At 69.7% G+C, this 21,481-nt stretch carries 17 protein-coding genes; 8 read left to right on the forward strand and 9 right to left on the reverse strand.

Going from position 1 to position 21,481, the window contains the following annotated elements:
- Nucleotides 1–14: 14 nt before the first annotated feature.
- The 4 genes from VHU88_05775 to VHU88_05790 all read left to right on the forward strand — a co-directional run bounded on the left by VHU88_05775 (nucleotide 15) and on the right by VHU88_05790 (nucleotide 4,196).
- Nucleotides 15–2,492: a S53 family peptidase gene (locus VHU88_05775; GenBank protein HEX3611177.1), complete on the forward strand. Its 2,478-nt coding sequence runs from the start codon at nucleotides 15–17 to the stop codon at nucleotides 2,490–2,492.
- Between the two features lie 176 nt (nucleotides 2,493–2,668).
- Entirely contained in the window at nucleotides 2,669–3,052 is a 384-nt protein-coding gene (locus VHU88_05780; protein HEX3611178.1) for a hypothetical protein, read from the forward strand.
- Complete coding sequence (locus VHU88_05785; protein HEX3611179.1) at nucleotides 3,049–3,930, forward strand: mechanosensitive ion channel family protein; 882 nt, start codon at nucleotides 3,049–3,051, stop codon at nucleotides 3,928–3,930. The genes VHU88_05780 and VHU88_05785 overlap by 4 nt, the downstream gene beginning before the upstream one ends.
- Nucleotides 3,927–4,196, forward strand: a complete 270-nt coding sequence (locus tag VHU88_05790) for a hypothetical protein (protein HEX3611180.1) — start codon at nucleotides 3,927–3,929, stop codon at nucleotides 4,194–4,196. The genes VHU88_05785 and VHU88_05790 overlap by 4 nt, the downstream gene beginning before the upstream one ends.
- On the opposite strand, the gene glgX is transcribed toward VHU88_05790, so the two are convergent.
- From glgX to VHU88_05830, 8 genes are all read right to left on the reverse strand, one after another.
- Nucleotides 4,141–6,282 (reverse strand): glycogen debranching protein GlgX, encoded by a 2,142-nt coding sequence (gene glgX / locus VHU88_05795; GenBank protein HEX3611181.1) that lies wholly within the window; start codon nucleotides 6,280–6,282, stop codon nucleotides 4,141–4,143. The genes VHU88_05790 and glgX overlap by 56 nt on opposite strands.
- Nucleotides 6,283–6,359: 77 nt before the next feature.
- Entirely contained in the window at nucleotides 6,360–8,135 is a 1,776-nt protein-coding gene (locus VHU88_05800; protein ID HEX3611182.1) for a glycoside hydrolase family 15 protein, read from the reverse strand.
- 118 nt (nucleotides 8,136–8,253) lie between these two features.
- The gene (locus tag VHU88_05805; protein ID HEX3611183.1) at nucleotides 8,254–8,448 is read right to left on the reverse strand and encodes a CsbD family protein; all 195 of its coding nucleotides are present in this window, start codon (nucleotides 8,446–8,448) and stop codon (nucleotides 8,254–8,256) included.
- Between the two features lie 91 nt (nucleotides 8,449–8,539).
- Nucleotides 8,540–8,977, reverse strand: coding sequence for a hypothetical protein (locus tag VHU88_05810; GenBank protein ID HEX3611184.1), 438 nt, complete (start codon nucleotides 8,975–8,977; stop codon nucleotides 8,540–8,542).
- Nucleotides 8,978–9,024: 47 nt separating this feature from the next.
- On the reverse strand, nucleotides 9,025–9,462 hold the full coding sequence (locus VHU88_05815) for a PRC-barrel domain-containing protein (protein ID HEX3611185.1): 438 nt from the start codon (nucleotides 9,460–9,462) through the stop codon (nucleotides 9,025–9,027).
- Nucleotide 9,463: 1 nt separating this feature from the next.
- Nucleotides 9,464–10,090 carry a PRC-barrel domain-containing protein gene (locus VHU88_05820; GenBank protein HEX3611186.1) on the reverse strand — a complete coding sequence of 209 codons (627 nt, stop codon included), beginning with the start codon at nucleotides 10,088–10,090 and terminating at the stop codon, nucleotides 9,464–9,466.
- 223 nt (nucleotides 10,091–10,313) lie between these two features.
- Entirely contained in the window at nucleotides 10,314–12,254 is a 1,941-nt protein-coding gene (locus tag VHU88_05825; protein HEX3611187.1) for a potassium transporter Kup, read from the reverse strand.
- A 177-nt stretch (nucleotides 12,255–12,431) separates the two neighbouring features.
- Nucleotides 12,432–12,719, reverse strand: a complete 288-nt coding sequence (locus VHU88_05830; protein ID HEX3611188.1) for a hypothetical protein — start codon at nucleotides 12,717–12,719, stop codon at nucleotides 12,432–12,434.
- A gap of 200 nt (nucleotides 12,720–12,919) precedes the next feature.
- Here VHU88_05830 and treY point away from each other — a divergent pair, with 200 nt between their 5' ends.
- Together treY and treZ are read left to right on the forward strand one after the other, a co-directional pair.
- A complete protein-coding gene (gene treY / locus VHU88_05835; GenBank protein ID HEX3611189.1) occupies nucleotides 12,920–15,589 on the forward strand; it encodes a malto-oligosyltrehalose synthase in 2,670 nt (889 codons plus the stop codon).
- On the forward strand, nucleotides 15,586–17,331 hold the full coding sequence (treZ, locus tag VHU88_05840; GenBank protein HEX3611190.1) for a malto-oligosyltrehalose trehalohydrolase: 1,746 nt from the start codon (nucleotides 15,586–15,588) through the stop codon (nucleotides 17,329–17,331). The genes treY and treZ overlap by 4 nt, the downstream gene beginning before the upstream one ends.
- Nucleotides 17,332–17,353: 22 nt before the next feature.
- On the opposite strand, the gene VHU88_05845 is transcribed toward treZ, so the two are convergent.
- Nucleotides 17,354–18,148, reverse strand: coding sequence for a SigB/SigF/SigG family RNA polymerase sigma factor (locus VHU88_05845; protein HEX3611191.1), 795 nt, complete (start codon nucleotides 18,146–18,148; stop codon nucleotides 17,354–17,356).
- Between the two features lie 259 nt (nucleotides 18,149–18,407).
- Between VHU88_05845 and treS the strand changes: the two genes are divergently transcribed.
- On the forward strand, nucleotides 18,408–20,078 hold the full coding sequence (gene treS / locus VHU88_05850) for a maltose alpha-D-glucosyltransferase (GenBank protein ID HEX3611192.1): 1,671 nt from the start codon (nucleotides 18,408–18,410) through the stop codon (nucleotides 20,076–20,078).
- 9 nt (nucleotides 20,079–20,087) lie between these two features.
- Entirely contained in the window at nucleotides 20,088–21,470 is a 1,383-nt protein-coding gene (locus VHU88_05855; protein ID HEX3611193.1) for an aminoglycoside phosphotransferase, read from the forward strand.
- Nucleotides 21,471–21,481 lie beyond the last annotated feature (11 nt).

Here is a 21,481-nt window from a genome sequence, read left to right on the forward strand (position 1 = left end):
AATCGGAGGCGTCAGTGCGGCGTAGAGCTCGTGTGCGGTCGCTGGGTTCGGTGCTCGCGGGGGCGGTCGCGATCGCAACCGCCGTTTTCGTGCTGCCGCCCGAATCCACGGTCCACGCCGCCCCGGCCCGGCGCACCACCGACGTGCTGCCCGCGAGCCTGCTGGCCAACCCGGTCGGCCCAGCCGCGAGCGACAAGCGGATGACGGTCTCGGTCGTCCTGTCCGACCCGAACGAGGCCGCGGAGCGCTCGTTCTCCAACAGCGTCGTCGACCCGAGATCGCCGCTGTACCACCGGTTCCTGACCCCGGCTCAGTACGCCGCCCGGTTCGCGCTGCCGGCAACGGTGCGCACGGCGACCGGGTCCTGGCTGCGCGGCGGCGGGCTCGACCTGGGCTACGTCTCGCCGCTGGGCGACCTGGTCACGGCCTCCGGTACGGTCTCGCAGATCGACCACCTGTTCGGGGTCAGCCTGAACAGCTACCGGGTCGGCGGCGCGGAGTTCGTGGCCAATGACCTCGCCCCGCTGGTGCCCGGCGGGCTGCCGATCGCCGGCGTCGTCGGTCTCAACGACCTGGCCCGTTTCGCGGCCGCCAAACCCAAGGTCGTGCATCCGGCGATCGGCACTTTCTCCGGCGTCATCGACGTGAAGTCGCTGTGGAAGACCTACGACGCCCCGGAGTCCGACACCGGCCAGGGCGTGAAGATGGGCGTCTTCATGGCCGGCAACACCGAGCCGGTCGTGGGCAGTCTGCGCTTGTTCGAGCAGCAGGAGGGCCTGCCGAAGGTCCCGGTCCGGGTCGTGCGTACGGAGCCCGGGCGTGACGACGAGTTCGGCACCAACGACGGCGGCGGCGAGTGGATGCTCGACTCCCAGGCCTCCACCGGCATGGCGCCGGGCGTCTCCGAGCTCGACCTGTACACGGCGAAGTCGCTGGCCGACGCCGACCTGATCGGGATGGTCTCGTACTGGGCCAACGACCCGAACGGCCCGCAGATGATGAACGCCAGCTTCGGGGAGTGCGAGGAGTTCCCGTTCACCACCGAGCTGGGCAAGGGTGCGTTGGGGCTGGGCCTGTCCAACCAGTCCGAGGACTCGGTCGAGAAGTCGCTGATGCAGGCCTTCGGTGAGGGCCGCACGCTGTTCTCGTCCTCCGGTGACAACGGCAGTTCCTGCGTGATCGCCGCGCTGCCGGTGGTCGGCGGTGGCAACGGTTTGCTGAACCAGGTGGTGCCGGCCGCGGACTACCCGGCCGGCAGCGGTTGGGCGACGGCGGTCGGCGGCACCGTGCTGACCCAGGGCAAGGACGGCTCGCGAGCCGACGAGCAGGCGTGGGCCTACGGCGGCGGCGGTTCGGCGCTGTTCATCCCGGAGCCGGAGTTCCAGAAGAGCGAGAAGAACGTCAACCACCCGTGCCTGCTGATGAAGCCGGACGGCACGGCACTGCCGCCGGGCACGATCTGCCGCGGCATCCCGGACATCGCCGCCCTGTCCGGCAACGGCAGCCAGGGGCTGAAGATCGTCAACTACAACGAGCCGGCGGCCGTCGGCGGCACCAGCCTGTCCAGCCCGCTGATGATGGGCATGTGGGCCCGGGTCGTCGCGGCCTCGGCCAAGCCGCTGGGCCCGGCCGCACCGGCGTTCTACAAGATGGAAGCGAGCAAACGGACCGCCGACATCCACGACATCACCGAGGGTGAGCAGGGCGGCAACGGCCTCAACTTCCCCGGCCCAGGTTGGGACTACAACACCGGCTACGGCGTCCCCGACGTCGCCAAGCTGACCGCCGACTTGTCCGGCTCGACCACCCCGGTCCACAAGGCGCCGGCGGCCCACGTGGCCGACCTGCCCACCGGAAGCCTGGCCGGCAACCCCGACGGCTGCCTGCCGTTCGGCACCTCGCCGGCCGACAACGTCGACCCGACGACACTCGGGGAGAAGAACGACTCGCTGGACATCACCGATGCCGCGATGTCGCTGTCGCCGGACGACCAGTCGCTGCTGATCACCGTGCACGGCCCGCACCTGTCGCCGAAGTACGCGGTGGAGTACCAGGGCAGTTTCGTGAAGGTGGCCTGGCTATACGACGGGACCACCTACGAGGCCGCCGTGCAGAACGACGGCACGGGCAGCGCCGCCACCGTGTCAGCGCTGAAGGACGACCCGATGGCGCAGCCGGACAAGAAGGCCGCCAGCGCGACGTACACCGAGAACACGCTGGTCATCTCGATGCTGCTGTCCTCGATCGGCAACCCGAAGCCGGGCGACCGCCTGCGCTACCCGGTGGTCCAGACCGGTCAGGCGATCAGCGCCGCCGGTGTCCTGACCCTGCCGGAGACCGACGACGCGGCCGGGCCGGCGCGCGACTACACGGTCGGTCAGCAGTGCGCCCAGGCCTCGGCGGGAGCCCACCCGGCCGCGCCGAAGGCTCCGCACGGGGCGAAGGGCCCGAAGCTGCCCCACGCCCCCAAGGCCCCGCACCGCAAGCACTGATCCGACCGGCACCGCCGCAGACCCCCGGCCGGCGCGCATCACGCGTAGCGGGCCGGGTAATCCCGGCGGGATGGATGTCAATCGGGGGCGGCCTCCTCGCCGCAACTCTGCTCAGCGGTCTGGTGGTGGGCCGGGACAGCGCGGTCGACCTCGGCTGGTTCGGTCGGACGTCGGGGGTGGCGCTGGCCGTCCTCGCCGCCGTGGGACTGTTCCTCGTGGCCTTGCGGTTGCTGACCAACCGTGCCGTGTCGTTGCGCGAAGTGCTGCCCGGCGCGTCGGCGAACGTGGTGCTCAAGCGCCACCGCTACCCGCGTGCGCTGTCACGCCGCAGACCACCGCGGTCAACCGGGATGTCGACCGCGATGAACGCTCCGCCGCGGCCGGTGCGTCGCGGTCGGCAAACCATCCTGACGGACCGTCAGACCTGGATCGGCGGTGCGATGAGTCATCTGACGTGGTGTCAGGTGAACTGTGTCTCGTGCGGGTTTGTGCCTCGCTGTGCGGGTAGCCGAGGTTCGATGCGAGCACTCACCGACCGTGCGGCGGCGGGGGCGGGATGAACGGGATCAACGACCTGCTCGACTGGGCGCGCGACCAGGGCCTGCAGGCCCTGCTGATCGTCATCGGCGTCGTGCTGCTGTCCCGCGCCGTCGGCGCGGCGGGCCGCACGGTGACCTCGCGCATCGACCGGGCCTCGGTGTCCGCCGACGCCTACACCCGAACGGAGCAGGGCAAGCACCGGCACTCGGTGGCGCAGGTCCTGATCTGGCTGACCAATGTCCTGATCGTCAGCGTCGCCGCGGTCCGCGTGGTCGCGCTGTTCGGCTTCTCGATCACCGGCCTGGTCGCCCCCGCGGCGGTACTCGGTGTGGCGCTGGGCTTCGGTGCCCAGCGGATCGTCCAGGACCTGCTGGCCGGGTTCTTCATCATCGCCGAACGGCAGTACGGCTACGGCGACGTCGTGCGGGTCGCCGCGCTCGGCTCGGAGAGCGGGGTCACCGGCACCGTCGAGGACATCTCCCTGCGGATCACCCGGATGCGGTCCTCCGACGGGGAGGTCATCATCATCCCGAACGGCCAGATCGTGCAGGTGACCAACCTGTCGCGGGACTGGGCGCGGGCGACGATCGACATCCCGCTGCCGGCGAACATCGACGTGGACGAGGCCGGTCGGGTGCTGCGGGCGGCCTGCTCGGACGCCTACCACGACACGACCCTGTCCCGGCTGCTGCTCGACGAACCGGTGGTCATGGGGATCGAGAGTCTGACGGCCGATCAGATGAGCGTCCGGATCGTGGCCCGGACGTTGCCCGCCGCGAAGGGCGATGTCAGCCGGCAACTGCGGGCCCGCATCTTGATCGCGCTGCGGGCCGGCGACGGCATGGGCGCCACCCCGTCGCGAGCATCGGTCAAGGCGGGGGCCGGGCGCACCTCGTGAGGCGGCCGCTACCCGGCGGACTGCAGCGAATACGCCTCTCGACGTTGGCGCTCGCGGCCGCCTTCGTCGGGCTGTTCACGTTGTGGGTGATGGTCCGGGCCCCCTCCGCCGGCCACTACGACGGCTTCACCCCGCTCGGTGCCGCGGCCTCGGCCGCTCACCTGCACTTCCACCTGGCGCCCACGCCGAGTGCCACCCCGACTTCGCCGGTCACCGGCGGCGCAGGACCTGCGCCGAGCGGGCACGCACCCGGCGGCGGGTCCTGACCACCGCCGCGCGGTGCGGGCCACGGGTCCGGCCCGGGCTCGTCGCGGTACCGGCGGGCAGTTCGGCGGTGTCCAGCACGACCTCCCACGCCTGACCCCACTGGGTCGGCAGCCGCCAGTTCAGGTCGACGTCGGAGGCGTTGAACAGCAGCAGGAACGAGTCGTCGACGATTCGATGGCCGCGGGGGTCCTTGCCGGTGATCGCCTCGCCGTTGAGGAACAGCCCGATGCACCGGGCGTGCGCGGTGTCCCAGTCCTCGTCGGTCATCTCGGCGCCGTCCGGGCGGCACCAGCCGAGGTCGACCGTGCCGCGGATCGGCCGGCCGGAGAACCACCGCTTGCGACGCAGCACCGTGTGCTCGCGGCGCAGCGCGATCAGGTCCGCGGTGAATGTGACCAGGTCGGAGTCGAAGTTGTCCCAGTCGAACCAGGACGTCTCGTTGTCCTGGCAGTAGGCGTTGTTGTTGCCGTACTGGGTGCGCCCGGCCTCGTCCCCGCCGAGCAGCATCGGCACGCCCTGTGAGAGCAGCAGGGTGGTCAGGAAGTTGCGTTGCTGACGCTGCCGCAGGGCCGCCACGGCCGGGTCGTCGGTCTCGCCCTCGACCCCGCAGTTCCACGACCGGTTGTGGCTCTCGCCGTCGGCGTTGCCCTCACCGTTGGCCTCGTTGTGCTTCTCGTTGTAGGAGACCAGGTCGTGCAACGTGAAGCCGTCGTGCGCGGTGACGAAGTTGACGCTGGCCACCGGGCGTCGGGAGTCGTCGGCGTAGAGGTCGCTGCTGCCGGTCAACCGGGTCGCGAACTCCCCGACGGTGTGGAACTCCCCGCGCCAGAAGTCGCGGACGGTGTCGCGGTAGCGGCCGTTCCACTCCGACCAGACCGGCGGGAAGTTGCCGACCTGGTAGCCGCCCTCCCCGAGGTCCCACGGCTCCGCGATCAGCTTCACCTGCGAGACGACCGGGTCCTGCTGGACCAGGTCGAAGAACGCGGACAGCCGGTCCACCTCGTGGAACTGCCGGGCCAGGGCCGAGGCGAGATCGAAGCGGAAGCCGTCGACATGCATCTCGGTCACCCAGTAGCGCAACGAGTCCATGATCAGTTGCAGGGTGTGCGGATTGCTTACGTTCAGGCTGTTCCCGGTGCCCGTGGTGTCGTAGTAGTACCGCTGATCCTCGTTGACCAGGCGGTAGTACGCACTGTTGTCGATCCCCTTGAACGACAGGGTCGGGCCGAGGTGGTTGCCCTCGGCTGTGTGGTTGTAGACCACGTCGAGGATCACCTCGATTCCCGCGTCGTGCAGGGTGCGGACCATCGACTTGAACTCCGAGACCTGTTCGCCGTCGGTCCCGGAGGCCGAGTAGCCGTTGTGCGGGGCCAGGAAGCCAATCGTGTTGTAGCCCCAGTAGTTGCGCAGGCCGCGCTCGATCAGGTGGGAGTCGTGCACGAACTGGTGCACCGGGAGCAGTTCCACCGCGGTGACGCCCAGCCGGGTCAGGTGGTCGACGACCGCGGGATGGGCCAAACCGGCGTAGGTGCCGCGCTGCTCCTTGGGTACGTCGGGGTGCCGGGCGGTGAAGCCCTTGACGTGGACCTCGTAGATCACCGAGTGGTGCAGCGGGATGTCCGGGCGGCTCTCGTTGTGCCAGTCGAAGTAGGGGTTGTGCACCACCGCGCGGGGGACGTGCGGTGCGCTGTCGGCGTCGTTGCGGGAGTCCTCGTCGCCGAAGTTGTAGCTGAAGCAGGACTGGTCCCAGTCGATCTCGCCGTCGATCGCCTTGGCGTAGGGGTCCATCAGCAACTTGTTCGGGTTGCAGCGGTTGCCGGTGGCCGGGTCCCACGGGCCGTGAACGCGGTAGCCGTAGCGCTGGCCGGCCCCGATGCCGGGCAGATAGGCGTGCCAGCAGTGCGCGTCGAGTTCTTCGAGGCGGACCCGGTGTTCGGTGCCCGAGTCGAACAGGCACAGCTCGACGGCCTGCGCGGCCTGGGAGAACAGTGAGAAGTTGGTCCCGGCGCCGTCGTAGGTCGCGCCCAGCGGATATGGCCGGCCTGGCCAGGTCTCGATCGGTTCGGGGCCAAGCGGGCGGGTTATCGCAAGCCTCCTGGGCTGGGGGACCGATCGCTACTTCCCGGTAGCGCTGCGGCCCAAACCTCCGGGCCAGGAGAAACTCAGGGTTGGTGCGCGGACTCCAGTCGCTGCGCCGCGCTGACCAGGCCGAGGTGGCTGAAGGCCTGCGGGAAGTTCCCGATCAACCGCTCGGCTGCCACGTCGTACTCCTCGGCCAGCAGTCCGACGTCGTTTCGCAGCGCGAGCAGGCGTTCGAACAGTTCGCGGGCCTCGGCCACCCGGCCGATGCCGGCCAAGGCGTCGACCAGCCAGAACGAGCAGATCAGGAACGTGCCCTCGGAGCCGGGCAGGCCGTCGACGCCGCCGTCGGCGCTGGGGTCGTAGCGGCGCACGAACCCGCCCTCGGCCAACTCCCGCTGCACCGCTTCGACGGTGCCGACCACCCGGGGGTCGTCCCATGGCAGGAAGCCGATCCGGGGGAGCAGCAGCAGCGACGCGTCCAGCCCGGTGGAGCCGTAGAACTGCGTGAACGTGTTGCGCGCCGGGTCGAAGCCCCGGGTGCACACCTCGTCCTTGATCTGCGCGGCCACGGCTCGCCAGCGCTCGACCGGGCCGTCCAGGCCGAATCGCTCGACCGCGGTGATCGCACGGTCCATCCCGGCCCAGGCCATCGCCTTGGAGTAGACGAACGGCCGGGCGGTCCCGCGGACCTCCCACAGGCCGGCGTCCTCGCGCTGCCAGTTGCCCTCGAGGTACTCGAGGAGTTTCAGCTGCAGTGACCACGCGTCGGACTCGGCGGCCAGCTCGGCCTCCCGGGCCAGGTGCAGTCCGTCGAGCACCTCACCCCAGACGTCGAGCTGGAACTGCTCGTGGGCGGCGTTTCCGATCCGGACCGGCACCGACTTCTCGTAGCCGCGCAGCCAGTCCAGGCTGAACTCGGGGATGCGCCGGGTCCCGTCGATGCTGTAGAGGATCTGCAGGTCGGCGGGGTCGCCGGCGACCGCGCGCAGCAGCCACTCGCGCCAGGCCTTGGCCTCGGCGTGGAAGCCGGCCGAGATCAGCGTGGACAGGGTCAGCGACGCGTCGCGCAGCCAGCAGTACCGGTAGTCCCAGTTGCGTTCGCCACCGAGTTCCTCGGGCAGCGAGGTGGTCGGCGCGGCAACGATCGCGCCGGTCGGGTGGTACGTCAACGCCTTCAATGTGATCAGCGAGCGGCGGACAGCCTCGTCGTAGCGACCCTTCGGCCCGCACTGCGCGATCCAGCTGCGCCAGAAGTGCTCGGTCTGCGTCAACGCCTGCTCGGCGTCGAGGCGCTTGGGTGCTGCATGGTGGGACTGACGGTGCGTCAGAACGAACGGGATCCGTTGTCCGGCCGAGATCTCGAACTCGGCGACGGTACTCATGCCCTCGCCCTGCATCTCGACGTCGGTACGCAGCCAGGTCGAGTCGGGCCCGGCGGTCGCCACCAGCGCGCCGTCCTTCTGCCGGACCCACGGGACGATGCTGCCGTAGTCGAACCGCAGTTGCAGCGACATCCGCATGGGGACGCGGCCGGAGCGCCCCTCGACGATCCGCACCAGATCGGCCCCGTCGTCGCGGACCGGCATGAAGTCGATCAGCCGTACGGTCCCGTCCGGGGTCTCGAAATCCGTCTCCAGCACGAGGGTGTCGGGACGGTAGCGACGGCTGCTGCACTGCTCGACGTCGGCCGGGGCGATCCGCCAGTGACCGGCCTCGGGTTCGTCGAGCAACGCGGCGAAGCAGGCGCCCGAGTCGAATCGAGGTGCGCACAACCAGTCGACGGATCCGCCCCGGGAGACCAACGCGGCGGTGTGCAGGTCGCCAAGTAGCGCGTAGTCCTCCAGCGGCGTGCTCAAGGCCAACCTCCCTGCGGGCAGGCGACAGGCGGCGGCCGAGTGGGGGAGCCGGCCGCCGCCTGCCTGGTCCTACGGGGACCGCGTGCCTACGGCACGGGTCTTCGCGCGTGGGACGAACTCAGTGCTTCATCCCGTCCTTCGCGTCTTCCATTGCGTCCTTGGCCTTGTCGCCGGCCTGCTTCAGATTCCCCTTGCTCTGGTCGGCCTGGCCTTCTGTCTGACGCTTGTCGTCGCCGGTGATCTCGCCGGCCTTCTCCTTGACCTTGCCGGCCATCTCCTCGGCCTTGTGCTTGGCGTCGTCGAAAACTCCCATGTTGCCCTCCCTCATCGGGTGGAGACCGACTCGTCGTCCGGCCTCTCTCCCCGGGCTACCCGGCCTGGGCGGACCGACACACCTCGCGGACTCAGTGGCCCCGGGACCCCGGCGCGGGCGCGTCGCTCGGCTCGCCCGCCCGCGGCCCGGCGACGCGCGTGTACGGCGGCATCGAGTTCCGGTCCTCGGCGGCGGCCTGCGTGGGCTCGTCCTTGGCTGCGGCGGCGCCGGCCCGCCGGGTCCGCACCACCTTCACCAACGCGAGAACCACGATGGCCGCGACGATCGCCGGCAGTCCGCGGCGCGCGGAGAGCATCGAACGGCTCTGCCTACGACCCAGCGCCTCCAGCCGTGCGGGGACCGGGACACCGGCCCGGTCGGCCAGGTCGGTCAACCGGTTGACGCCCTCACCGACCGCTACCGGTGCCCGCTCGGCCACGATCCGGCCGCCGCGCCGCACCTGTTCCAGTCCGGTCGCCGCGACCTCCGGCATCCGGTCCGCCAGATCCTGCAGGGCCTTGGTACGCATCTCATTCCCTCCACGTCAGCTGAATACCTGTGTCTGGGCCGGTTCCCTCAGGGCGCCGCGAAGACCGCGGCGTACCCACCCAGCCCGATCAGTCGGTCGCCCGGCAGGTTCTGACGGTCAGTCAGAACATTGAGGATGGCGCCACTGCCGGGGTCGAACTCGACATCCATGACAGTGCCCAGACCGTCGCCTGCCTCGCTCAGCGCGGGTTTGCCGATCAGGTCCAACTCGCTGTCGGCGACGTGCCGCTCGGCCTCGTCGCGTGCGATGTGCAAGACCTCGACCGAGGCAACCGTCACCGCGTCCGGGCCGAACGCGATCAGTTGCCTCCAGTCCAGCAGCGTGGCCTTGCCCGGCGTGCGACCAAGCCGCAGCGCGACCACGCGGGGTGGCGCGGGTCGGACCACGAAACCCTCGACGCGGCCGACCGTGTCCGCCGAACCGGTCGCCACCACGTCGTGCAGTGAGCATTCGCTGAAGCGCATCTCAAGCCCCGCCGTCGGATGCCAGCCGGGCCCGGAAAGCGTCGACGGCGGCGCCGAAACCGGCGAGGTCGTCGGCCACGAAATCGGTCACCGTAGCGGGCACCACGAGGCGCTCGCCGGAGACCGCGCGGGTAGCGGGAACCGGGACGTACACCCTCCGCCCGGGGCTGCGCATCTGTTGCCCAGCCTCGATCTCGTAGCCGACGACCTCAGCCGTCATAAATTCTCGCTCGCTCGTTCCCGACTCGCTCGAGTCGCTCGTGGGGCCGGGTCCGACCTGGAGAATCACATCGGTCACGGTGCCGATCTCCTGGCCGGTCTCGGTGAGCACTGCCCCGGACAGCACGTCGCCGTTGCGCCGCTCTGCCTTGGGCGCGACCTCGTCGACCGGGACCAGGACCTCCTCCACGCGGATCATCACCGCGTCCGAACCCAGCCCGTGCACTCCGGACCAGGGCAACGCGTCCTTGCGGGACCGGCTGAACAGCCCGTGGTTGTTCAACGTGAACCCGGCGACCGAACCCGCGCCGCGGTCGAACACGACGTCCTTGACCTCGGCGATGCGTTCGCCGCCCAGGGTCACGACCGGACGGCCCGTCAGTTCCCCGGCCCGCAACAGAATGCTCATCCGTTACGCCCGATCCCGACCACCCCACCGCGGCGCCGGCGCCGCTGCATCGCGACCACCAGCGTCGCCAGGATCACAAGCAGCAGGACGATGAGGATCGTCCAGATCATGGAGGCACCTCCCGCGCGGCCGGGCGTGCCGGTGGGGGCCGGGCACGCGCTCGATTCGGACCGGCGTCAGCGACGGCCGGGATCTCTGCCTACCCCGCGTCCGTCGCCTGCAATCACAGCTCGAGTTGGGTGCTCATCCCGATCGTCCGTTCGACCGGCAGTTTGAACTGGATGGCCGGATCGGCGGCGTTGTGGGCCAGGGCGATGAACAGTCGCTTGCGCCAGGTGGGCAACCCGCGCCGTCGGCCGCGTTGGATGTTGATGCGGGAGACGTAGTAGAGCGGGTTGTCCGAGCGGATCAGCGTGCGGTCGTCCGGACTCTTCGCCAACGCCAGTGCCCGGGGGACGTCCTGGGAGTCCTGGAAACCGAACCGCACGCGTACGTACCAGATCCCCGTGTCGCCACGGCCGATCTGCTCGGCGGAGCAGCGCTCGGCGGTCGGGACGTGCGGGATGTCCTCGTTGACGGCCTCGACGATCAACACCTTCTGGTGCAGCACGCTGTTGAATTCGAGGTTGGCGCGCAGGGCCAACGGCGCGGTCTTTCGGCTGGGGTGCAGGAACACCGCGGTGCCGCCGACGCGGAACGGTCGGTCGCGGCGAACCTCGTCGAGGAACTCCTCGAGGTCGCCCTCCAGGTCGCGGCGGCGCGAGGTGATGATCGCCCGGCCGCGCTGCCAGGTCGTCATCACCACGATCATCGACCCGGCGATCACCAGCGGCACCCAGCCGCCGTGCGCGACCTTGGTCAGGTTGGCGCCGAAGAAGATGATTTCCAGGCCGCCGAACAGGATCCCGCCGCAGATCAGCTTCCACTTCGGCCAACCGCGGCTGGTGGCGGCCAGGATGCCGAACAGCGTGGTGGTCAACAGCAGTGTGCCGGTGACCGCGAGGCCGTAGGCGGTGGCGAGTTTGGCCGAGGAACCGAAGGCCACCGTCAGCGCCAGCACCGCGATCCAGAGCAGGTTGTTGACCGCGGGCAGGTAGATCTGGCCGCCTTCGGTCTTCGAGGTGTGCTGGACCTTCAGCGGTGGCAGGAAACCCAACCGCACGGCCTGGCGCGACAGCGTGTAGGCGCCGGAGATCACCGCCTGCGAGGCGATGACTGTCGCCATCGTGGCGAGGAAGACCAGTGGGAGCCGGAACCGGTGCGGGCACAGCAGGTAGAACGGGTCGGCGGCGGCGTCGGGGTGGTGCAGCAGCAGCGCAGCCTGGCCGAGGTAGTTGGCCGTCAACGCGGGCAGGCAGACCACGAACCAGCTGAGCCGGATCGGCCCGCGCCCGAAGTGACTCATGTCCGCGTAGAGGGCCTCCGCGCCGGTGATCGCCAGCACCACAGCGCCCATCGCTATGAATGCCAGGTGCGGGTGCCGTACGCCGAACAGCACCGCGTACGACGGGGACAGGGCGCGCAGCACGGATGGTGACATCGCGATCTCGCGCACGCCCAGGATCGTGATCACGACGAACCAGAGCAGCATGATCGGCCCGAACACCTGGCCGACCTGTCCGGTGCCCCAGCGCTGCACCATGAACAGCACGACCAGGATCCCGACCGCGATCGGCAGCACCAGGTCGGACAGTTCCGGGGCGGAGCTCTTCATGCCCTCCACCGCGGACAGCACCGAGATGGCCGGGGTGATGACGCTGTCGCCGTAGAGCAGCGCGGCGCCGAGCACACCCAGGGCCATCACGACCCGGACGAGCTTCTGCCGACCGCTGCCGAGGGCACGCCGCGTCAACGCCGCCAGAGCGAGCACGCCGCCCTCGCCGTCGTTGTCGGCGCGCAGGACGATCGTCACGTACTTGATCGTCACCACGATCACGAGCGACCACAGGATCGCCGAGACCACGCCGAGGATGTTGGCCTCGTCCGGCTTGACCGAGTTGTTGTCGATGGAGAAGACGGTCTGCGCCGCGTACAGCGGGCTGGTGCCGATGTCGCCGAAGACGACGCCGAGGGCCCCGAGTGCCAGGCCAAGGCTGCCGGCGCCGTGGGCTGCGGGGTGGGAGCCGCGTTCGGGCTTGTCGGTCGTGGTGCTGGCGACCGCCATGTCGGACAACTTGCGCCCCTCCGACAGCCGGTGCGCTCGCCGGGCCGATCCTGGCGCGCAATGGTTAAGCCGTCGTGCAAACAATGCCAGTCAGCCGGCCCTCCGCTTTCCTGAGGGCCGGCCGGCAGGCTGCACAAGATGTCGACCCCGACGTGAGTTCCGCCGGGGCAGCCAGGACTACGCCCCCGGGCAGTGGGCGGAGCTGGGGACGGCGGCACCGCCGCCGGACGGGCCGTTGCCGGGCTCGGTCGCGCCGCCACCACCGCTGTTGCCGGGCTCGGACGGCTTGGGCGAGGCGCTCGGGCTGTCCCCGGCACCGGGCAGCGGCAGCGGGAGCGGCGGGGCGTCGCTCGGGCAACCGGCGACCGCGGGGCTGGTGTGGGTGTGGGCGAGGGCCGAGGTTGCAGGCACGCAAATCGCGCCCGCAACGAGAACCGAACCGATGATCACCGAAATCCTGGCCATGAGTATGCCGACCTCCCTGGTCGCGGTGGCGATCCGCTTCGCGCGGACTGGGAACCAACGTCAGGAGAGCCTTTCCGACAGGCAATGATTCATGCCGCATTCACCGGGTGAGTGAAGAAGTATTCGGAATTCGCCGTGCGGCTTGCGTGACCGGTGTGACTGTCGAGTTTGCTGACACGCCGAATGGGTACCTCCGCCTGGTGCATCCACGCGCTACCTACCGGTTGCAACTGCGGCCCGGTTTCGATTTCGACGCCGCCGCGGAAATCGTGCCGTACCTGGCCGAACTCGGCGTCAGCCACGCGTATTGCTCGCCGTACCTGCAGGCAGCACCCGGCAGCGAGCACGGATACGACGTTGTCGATCATTCCCGGATCAGCGCCGACCTCGGCGGTGCCGCCGCCCACGAGCGCTTTGTGGCCGCGCTGTCCGCGGCCGGCATGTCGCACGTCCTGGACATCGTCCCGAATCACATGGCACGGGTGAGTCCGGACAACGCCTGGTGGTGGGACGTCCTGGAGAACGGTCCGGCCAGTCGTTATGCCGGCCATTTCGACATCGACTGGGACGGCGAACTCGAGAAATCCCGGCACACGGTGCTGATGCCGATCCTCGGTGATCAGTACGGGCGCGCGTTGGAGTCCGGCTCGGTCACGGTGGCCCGCGTCGGCGGCGGTTTCGTGGTCCGGGTGCCCGGCGCCGAACTTCCGTTGTCGCCGCGGACGATCGAGGAGCTGTTGACCGGCGCCGCCGAGCAGATCGGGTCCGTGGAACTCGCGGAACTCGCCGGGCGGTTTGCCGAACTGCCGCACGCCCGCCTGTCCGACACGGCGGCCGTGACCCGGCGGCACACCGAGAAGGAACTGCTGCGCGAACACCTCGCCGAGTTGTGTGCCACGCGTTCGGAGGTGGCCGCCGGCATAGACGCTGCGGTGGAACGGCTCAACGCCGACCCGGACGCCCTGGACGCTCTGCTGTCCCGACAGAACTACCGGCTGGCCGCCTGGACGACTGCCAACGAGGAGCTGGACTACCGCCGGTTCTTCACGATCGACTCGCTGATCGGTCTGCGGGTCGAGGACGACGCGGTCTTTGACGACACCCACGCCCTGGTCGCCGATCTGGTGCGCCGCGGGATGCTCACCGGCCTGCGGGTGGACCACGTTGACGGACTCCGCGACCCGCAGGCCTACCTGCACCGACTGCGCCGGGCCTGCGCCGGGGTGTGGACCGTCGTGGAAAAGATCCTGGCGCCCGGTGAGAGTCTGCCGGACTGGCCCTGCGACGGCACCTCGGGCTACGACTTCGTGACCGCCGTAGACGGCCTGCTGGTCGACCCGGCGCGGGCCGCGGCGATGGATGACTGCTACGCCCGGTTCCGCGCCCTGGACTCGACATCGTTCGAGTCGGCCCCGGAGATCTCCTACGCGGCGGTGGTACGCCAGGCCAAGCAACAACTGATGAACACCGAACTGGCCGGTGAGATCGACGGCCTGGCCGGGCGGTTCGGGCGCGTGTCCGAACGCCATCGGCGACATCGCGACCACACCCGGGCCCAGTTGCGCGAGGCGATCGTCGAGGTACTCACGGCGATGCCGGTGTACCGGACTTACGTGTCGCCGGACCGCGGCGTCACCGCCGCCGACCGGCGAGTGGTTGCCGCCGCGCTGGCCGGGGCCGGGGCTGCCCGTCCCGACATCGACGCCGAACTGCTGGAGTTCCTCGGCCAGGTGCTGCTGCTCGACCGCTCCGGCGGGGAGGAGACCGAGTTCGCGTTGCGTTTCGCGCAGATCAGCGCACCGGTCATGGCGAAGGGCGTGGAGGACACCGCGTTCTACCGCTACCAGCGGTTGATCGCGCTCAACGAGGTCGGCGGCGACCCGGGGATCTTCGGATGGCCGGTGGACCAATTCCATTCCTGGTGCGCGAAAATCGCCCGCGAACACCCGCGCACGATGCTCACGCTGTCGACCCACGACACCAAGCGCAGCGCGGATGCCCGCGCCCGGATCGCAACCCTGGCGGAGATCCCGGCCGAGTTCGGTGCCGCAGTGCTGCGCTGGGCCAAGCACAACGACATCCACCGCTCCGCCGCCCTGCCCGACCGCGACACCGAGTATTTGCTCTACCAGACGCTGATCGGGCTGTGGCCGGTCGAATTGGGGCGGGTTCACGACTTCATGCTCAAGGCGGTCCGGGAGGCCAAGCTGCACACCTCCTGGGTGCGCCCGGACGCTACGTACGAGCAGGCACTGGAGCGCTTCTGCGCCGGCGTGCTGGGCGATGAGATCTTCCTCGACGACCTGGCCGATTTCCTCGCGGGCAACGGAATCATCGAAGCCGGCCGGACCAACTCGCTGGCGCAGACCACGTTGCTGCTCACCTGCCCGGGCGTGCCGGACATCTATCAGGGCGACGAGCTCTGGGACCTGAGCACGGTTGACCCGGACAACCGGCGCGAAGTCGACTTCGGCCTGCGACGCGAGTTGCTGGCGAGCCTGCGCGGGGCCGATGCCGCGACCGCGCTGGAACATCTGGAGGACGGCGGCGCCAAGCAGTGGCTGATCCGCCGGCTTCTCGAACACCGGCGGGTGAACCCGGAGGTTTTCGACGCGCCGGTGCACGTGGGTCTGCAGGCCACCGGCGCCGGGGCGGCCCGCGTGGTCGCGTTCACCCGCGGTGAGCTCGTCGTGGTGGTGCCCCGACTGCCTCTCGCGGTGGGGGGCGATTTGGGGGACACCCGGGTGGAATTGCCGCGCGGGGCCTGGCGCGACGTGCTCAGCGAGGCCCGCCACGACGGGGGCATGGTCTCGATCGCCGGGCTGCTGAAGGATTTCCCGGTCGCGGTGCTGGCCCGGGACAAACGGTGAGGCCTGCAGGTCGATCCGTCTGGGCGCCCTACGCGCGGACCGTCGAGCTGTGCCTGGGCGCGGAGCGGGTCGGCCTCGAGCCGCAGGTCGGCGGTTGGTGGGCCGGCGGGCCGCACCTGCAGGCCGGCGACCGGTACGCGTTCAGCGTCAACGGCGGTCCGCCACGGCCCGACCCGCGCTCGGAGAGCCAGCCCGACGGCGTCCATGAGTCCTCGGCGGTCGTCGACCACCACAGCCATGTGTGGAACGACGCGGACTGGCGCGGGTTCGAACTGGCCGGCGCGGTGCTCTACGAACTGCACGTAGGCACGTTCACCCCGGCGGGCACCTTCGACGGCGTCGTCGAACACCTCGAGCACCTGGTCGCGCTCGGCGTCGACGCGATTGAGGTCATGCCGATCGCCGAGTTCCCCGGGGCCCGCGGGTGGGGCTACGACGGTGTCGACCTCTACGCCCCGCGCCACGCCTACGGCGGTCCGGACGGGTTCAAGCGCCTGGTCGACGCCTGCCACCGAGCGGGCCTGGCGGTGATCCTCGACGTCGTCTACAACCACCTCGGGCCGGCCGGGAACTACTTGAGCGAGTTCGGGCCGTACTTCACCGACCGCTACAGCACCGGCTGGGGCGCGGCGGTCAACTTCGACGGCCCGGACAGCGACGGGGTCCGGCGTTACGTCGTCGACAACGCCCTGCTGTGGTTCCGCGAGTACCACGTCGACGCATTGCGGCTGGACGCCGCCGACGTGATCCACGACCACAGCGCCCGCCACGTGCTGGAGCAACTCGGCGAGGAGGTCGCGGAACTCTCCGACGCCCTCGGCCGGCCGTGCACGCTGATCGCCGAGTCGGCCCGCAACGACCCGCGGTTCGCGCTGCCGGTGTGGTCCGGCGGGTTCGGCCTGCACGCGGTCTGGTCCGACGACTGGCACCACGGGGTGCACGTCGCGTTGACCGGCGAGACCGGCGGCCGGTTCGTCGACTACGGCGACCCGAGGTTGCTCACCGCCGCGCTGTCGGCCGGCTGGGCCTACGACGGTCGCTACTCGAGGTTCCGCCGTCGTGTGCACGGCCGCAGCCCACGCCAATTGATGGACCATCAGTTCATCGTGTGCGTGCAGAACCACGACCAGGTCGGCAACCGGGCGCTGGGCGAGCGGATCGGTCATCTGGTCCCCTCGGCCAGGGCCCGCGCCGCCGCCGCGCTGCTGCTGACCACGCCGTTCACGCCGATGCTGTTCCAGGGCGAGGAGTGGGGCGCCGCGACGCCGTTCCTGTACTTCACCGACCATTCCGAGGCGAAGCTGGCCGCCTCGATCCGCAAGGGCCGGCGTCGGGAGTTCTCGACGTGGGGCAGCGACCCGGCGCAGGTGCCCGATCCGCAGGCGGAGAAGACCTTCCGGCGCTCCTGCCTGGACTGGTCCGAGCCCGAGGCGCCGGAGCACGCCGAGATGCTGCGCTGGTACACGCGGCTGATCGCGCTGCGCCGCGCGCACCCGGACCTGGGACCGGGCAAGGCCGCGGTGGCCGCCGACTTCGACGCGGCCACCGGGTTGTTGCGGGTCGACCGCGGGCAGTGCCTGGTGCTGGTGAACCTGGGCGCCGACGAGTTGGCGGTGCTGGCCCCGCCGTTCGCCGAACTCCTGGCCGCCGACGAGGCGGTCCGCTCGGTCGGCCGCATGCTGGCGCTGCCCCCGGACGCGGTCGCTGTGCTCACGCGGTCACCGGGGCCGGAGGCGCTCTGATGACCGGCGCCGGGTGGGTGCCTCAGTCGTTGACGAGCTGCTCGCGCAGCGAGTCCAGAGTCCGGCTGAGTAGGCGCGAGACGTGCATCTGGGAGATGCCGAGCTCGGCGCCGATCTCGGTCTGGGTCTTGTCCTCGTAGAAGCGCATGTGGAGCATCATCCGCTCACGCTGCGGCAACCCGGCGATCAGCGGCCGGACCGAGTCGCAGTCGATGAAGAAGTTGATGCGCTCGTCCTCGACGCCGATGGTGTCGGCCACGGTGAACGACTCCTCGCCGTCGGCGTTGACCGGTGCGTCCAGCGAGGTCGGGGAGAACGTGTCGTCCGCGGCCAGCGCCTCGCTGACCAGGTCCGTGGGCAGCGCGGCGTGCAGCGCCAACTCCTCCACCGTCGGCTCCCGGCCGAGTTGGTGGGTCATCAACTCGTTCGACTCACGCAGCGTCGCCTTGGCCTCCTGCAGGCGCCGCGGCAGCCGGATCCAGCGTCGCTTGTCGCGGAAGTACCGCCGGATCTCACCCTGCACGGTGGGCCGGGCGAAGGTGGTGAAGTCGTGGCCGCGGTCCACGTCGAACCGCTGGATCGCGAGCACCAGGCCCAGGTAGCCCACTTGGCGCAGCTCGTCGGCGTCGACGGCCTTGTTGGCGTACTGCGCGGCCAACCAACGCACGAGCCCGGAATGCCTGCGTACCAGGAGGTCCTGCATCCGACGCTTCTCGACGAGCCCGGCGGTCCGCATCGCGCGGAAGAGTTCCTGGTCGGTGTACTCGGCGATGCCCGACCCCGTGACGACGGTGTCGGTGCTGGAGTAACTCCTCATCGTCGTTGCCTTCGGCGCACCGGGATCCATGGCCAGCTGTGTGACCGATCCCGTAGCAAGGGACGCCGACCGCCTTGCGCTCGGACGACCCGTGCATTGCCACTATCGCACAAACCAGGTTTCAGGGGGATTGTGGTTCGGTAGCCGATGACGGAAACCACGCTGTGCAACGTGCGCCCTGCACTTTTCCCGCTCAGTTTGCTCGCCGACTACCAGGGGTAGTCGGCCAAAACCTCGCTGCGCCCTGCCTGGGGGACGAATGACGGACTGGTACAAGAGTGCGGTCTTCTACGAGGCCTTGATCTCCTCGTTCAAGGACAGCAACGGTGACGGGGTCGGCGACCTGCCCGGGCTGACCCAGCAGCTGGACTACCTGCAGTGGTTGGGAATCGACTGTCTCTGGCTCCCGCCGTTCTACGCCTCGCCGCTGCGCGACGGCGGGTACGACGTGAGCGGCTACACCGAGGTCCTGCCCGCATACGGCACGATCGAGAACTTCGTGGACCTCGTCCAGGCCGCCCACGCTCGCGACATCCGGGTGATCGTGGACATGGTGATGAACCACACCTCGGACGCCCACCCGTGGTTCCAGGCCTCCCGAACCGACCCGGACGGCCCCTACGGCGATTTCTACATGTGGGCCGACGACGACAAGGGCTACCCGGACGCCCGGATCATCTTCGTGGACACCGAGTCCTCGAACTGGACCTTCGACCCGGTGCGCCGCCAGTTCTACTGGCACCGCTTCTTCTCCCACCAGCCGGACCTGAACTTCGAGAACCCGGCGGTGCAGGACGCGATGCTGGAGGCACTGCGCTTCTGGCTGGACCTGGGCATCGACGGCTTCCGCCTGGACGCCGTCCCGTACCTCTACGCCGCCGAGGGCACCAACTGCGAGAACCTGCCCGCCACGCACTCGTTTCTCCGGCGCGTGCGGTCCGAGGTGGACAAGAACTTCCCGGACACCTTGCTGCTGTGCGAGGCCAACCAGTGGCCGGACGACGTCGTGGACTACCTCGGCGAGGGCGACGAGTGCCACATGGCGTTCCACTTCCCGGTGATGCCTCGGCTTTTCATGGCCGTGCGCCGGGAGAACCGCCTCCCGATCTCGGAGATCCTGTCGGCCACGCCCGCGATCCCGGACGGCTGTCAGTGGGGCATCTTCCTGCGCAACCACGACGAGTTGACCCTCGAGATGGTCACCGACGAGGAACGCGACTACATGTGGGCCGAGTACGCCCTGGACCCGCGGATGAAGGCCAACATCGGCATCCGTCGCCGGCTGGCCCCGTTGCTGGACAACGACCGCAATCGCCTCGAACTGTTCACCGCCCTGTTGTTGTCGCTGCCCGGTTCACCGTTCCTCTACTACGGCGACGAGATCGGCATGGGCGACAACATCTGGCTCGGCGACCGCGACGGCGTGCGGACCCCGATGCAGTGGACCTCGGACCGCAACGGCGGCTTCTCGACCGCGACGCCGGGCCGGATGGTGCTGCCGCTGAACCAGGACCCGATCTACGGCTACCAGGTGGCCAACGTCGAGGCGCAGACCTCCGCGACCAGCTCGTTGCTGCACTTCATCAAGCGGATGATCGAGGTCCGCAAGACCACGCCCGCCTTCGGCAGCGGGACGTTCACCGACCTCGGAGGGGCCAATCCGAGTGTCTTCTCGTTCCTGCGTGAGTACCAGAACGCCGACCACACCGACGTTGTGCTGTGCGTGAACAACCTGTCGCGGTTCGCCCAGCCGGTCTCCCTGGACCTGCGGCGATTCGTCGGATGGACACCGGTGGAGATGATCGGCGGGGTCCCGTTCCCGCCGATCGGCACCGACCCGTACCCGCTGACCGCGCCGGGGCACGGCTTCTACTGGTTCCGGCTCGATCCGACGTCAACGGTCGTGCCTAGTTCCTCGAGGGTCGGGTAGGGCGCGCGCATGAATCCAGACGATCTGGCCCGCTGGTTGCCGGAGCAGCGCTGGTTCGCCGGCCGGGATCGCCAAATCGTCGATGTCCGCGTGGGTGAGATCGGGACGTTGCTCGAGGAACCACTGGTACGGGTGCACGTGGTCACCGTCGGTTACGCGGACGGCGGCGAGGAGCGCTACCAGGTGCCGGCGGTCTATCGCGACCGACCGCTGCCCGAACTCGGTGCTGCCCTGATCGGGAGCGAAGCGACGGATGACGTCCCGCTCCTCGCCTACGACGCCACGCAGGACCCGGAGGCCGCGGCCGCCTTCTGGGCGGGGGTCCGCGGCTCGCGGCGACTGCCGGGTCTGGAGTTCCACGGCGAACAGGCCGTCACCGGGTTGGCGCCCGACCTGGTCAGTCGGATGATGCCCGCCGAGGCCAGCAACACCTCGATCGTGTTCGGCGAGGCGGTGATGCTGAAGATCTTCCGTCGGCTCACCCCTGGGCTGAGCCCGGACGTGGAGTTGTCCCGTGCCCTGCAGGAGGCCGGGAATCCGTACGTCCCGGCAGTGCTCGGCTGGCTGGACGGGTCCTGGCACGACCCGGACGGCTCCGGCGACTCGGCCGCCCTGGCGATCGCGACCGAGTTCCTCAGCTCCGCCAGCGGCGCCTGGGACCTGGCGTTGACCAGCCTGCGGTCGTTCCTGGCCGAGTCGGGCGAGTCGCCGGCCGACTCCGGTGCCGACTTCGGCATGGAGTCCTACCGGTTGGGCGAGGCCGTCGCAGCCATCCACTCCGACCTGGCCAAGGCGCTGGGCACCGGCCATGCCTCGGCCACCTCCATTGCGGCGAGCCTGACGAAGCGGCTGACGATCGCCGCGCATGAGGCCAATGTGCTGGCCCCGTTCGTGGTGGCCATCGAGGAGCGCTACGAGGCGATGGCCTCGGAGGGTTCGACGGTCCAGACCCAGCGCATCCACGGTGACCTGCACCTGGGCCAGGTGCTCCGGGTGCCGGCCGGTTGGCGGATCCTGGACTTCGAGGGCGAGCCGGGCACGCCCATCGAGGAGCGCCGCGCCTTCGGCAGCCCGCTGCGCGACGTGGCCGGGATGCTGCGGTCCTTCGACTACGTGGCCGACGCCCTGCTCGGCCCGTTGGGCGACGCCGACCCGGTAACCGTCGAGCGGGCGCGGACCTGGGTGGCGCACAACCAGCTCTCGTTCGCCTCGGGGCACGCGGCACAGGGCGGCCCGTCCGGCGCGCTGGTGCTGGCGAGCTTCGTGCTCGACAAGGCCGTCTACGAGGTCGTGTACGAGAGCCGCTTCCGCCCGGAGATGGCCGCCGGGCCGCTGGCCTCGATCGAACGCATGCTCGCCGCGGTCACCCCGCCCCCCGACGACTCGGCCTGATGCAACATCTG

Source organism: Sporichthyaceae bacterium, assembly GCA_036269075.1.
In the GTDB taxonomy this organism is placed as follows: Bacteria; Actinomycetota; Actinomycetes; order Sporichthyales; family Sporichthyaceae; genus DASQPJ01.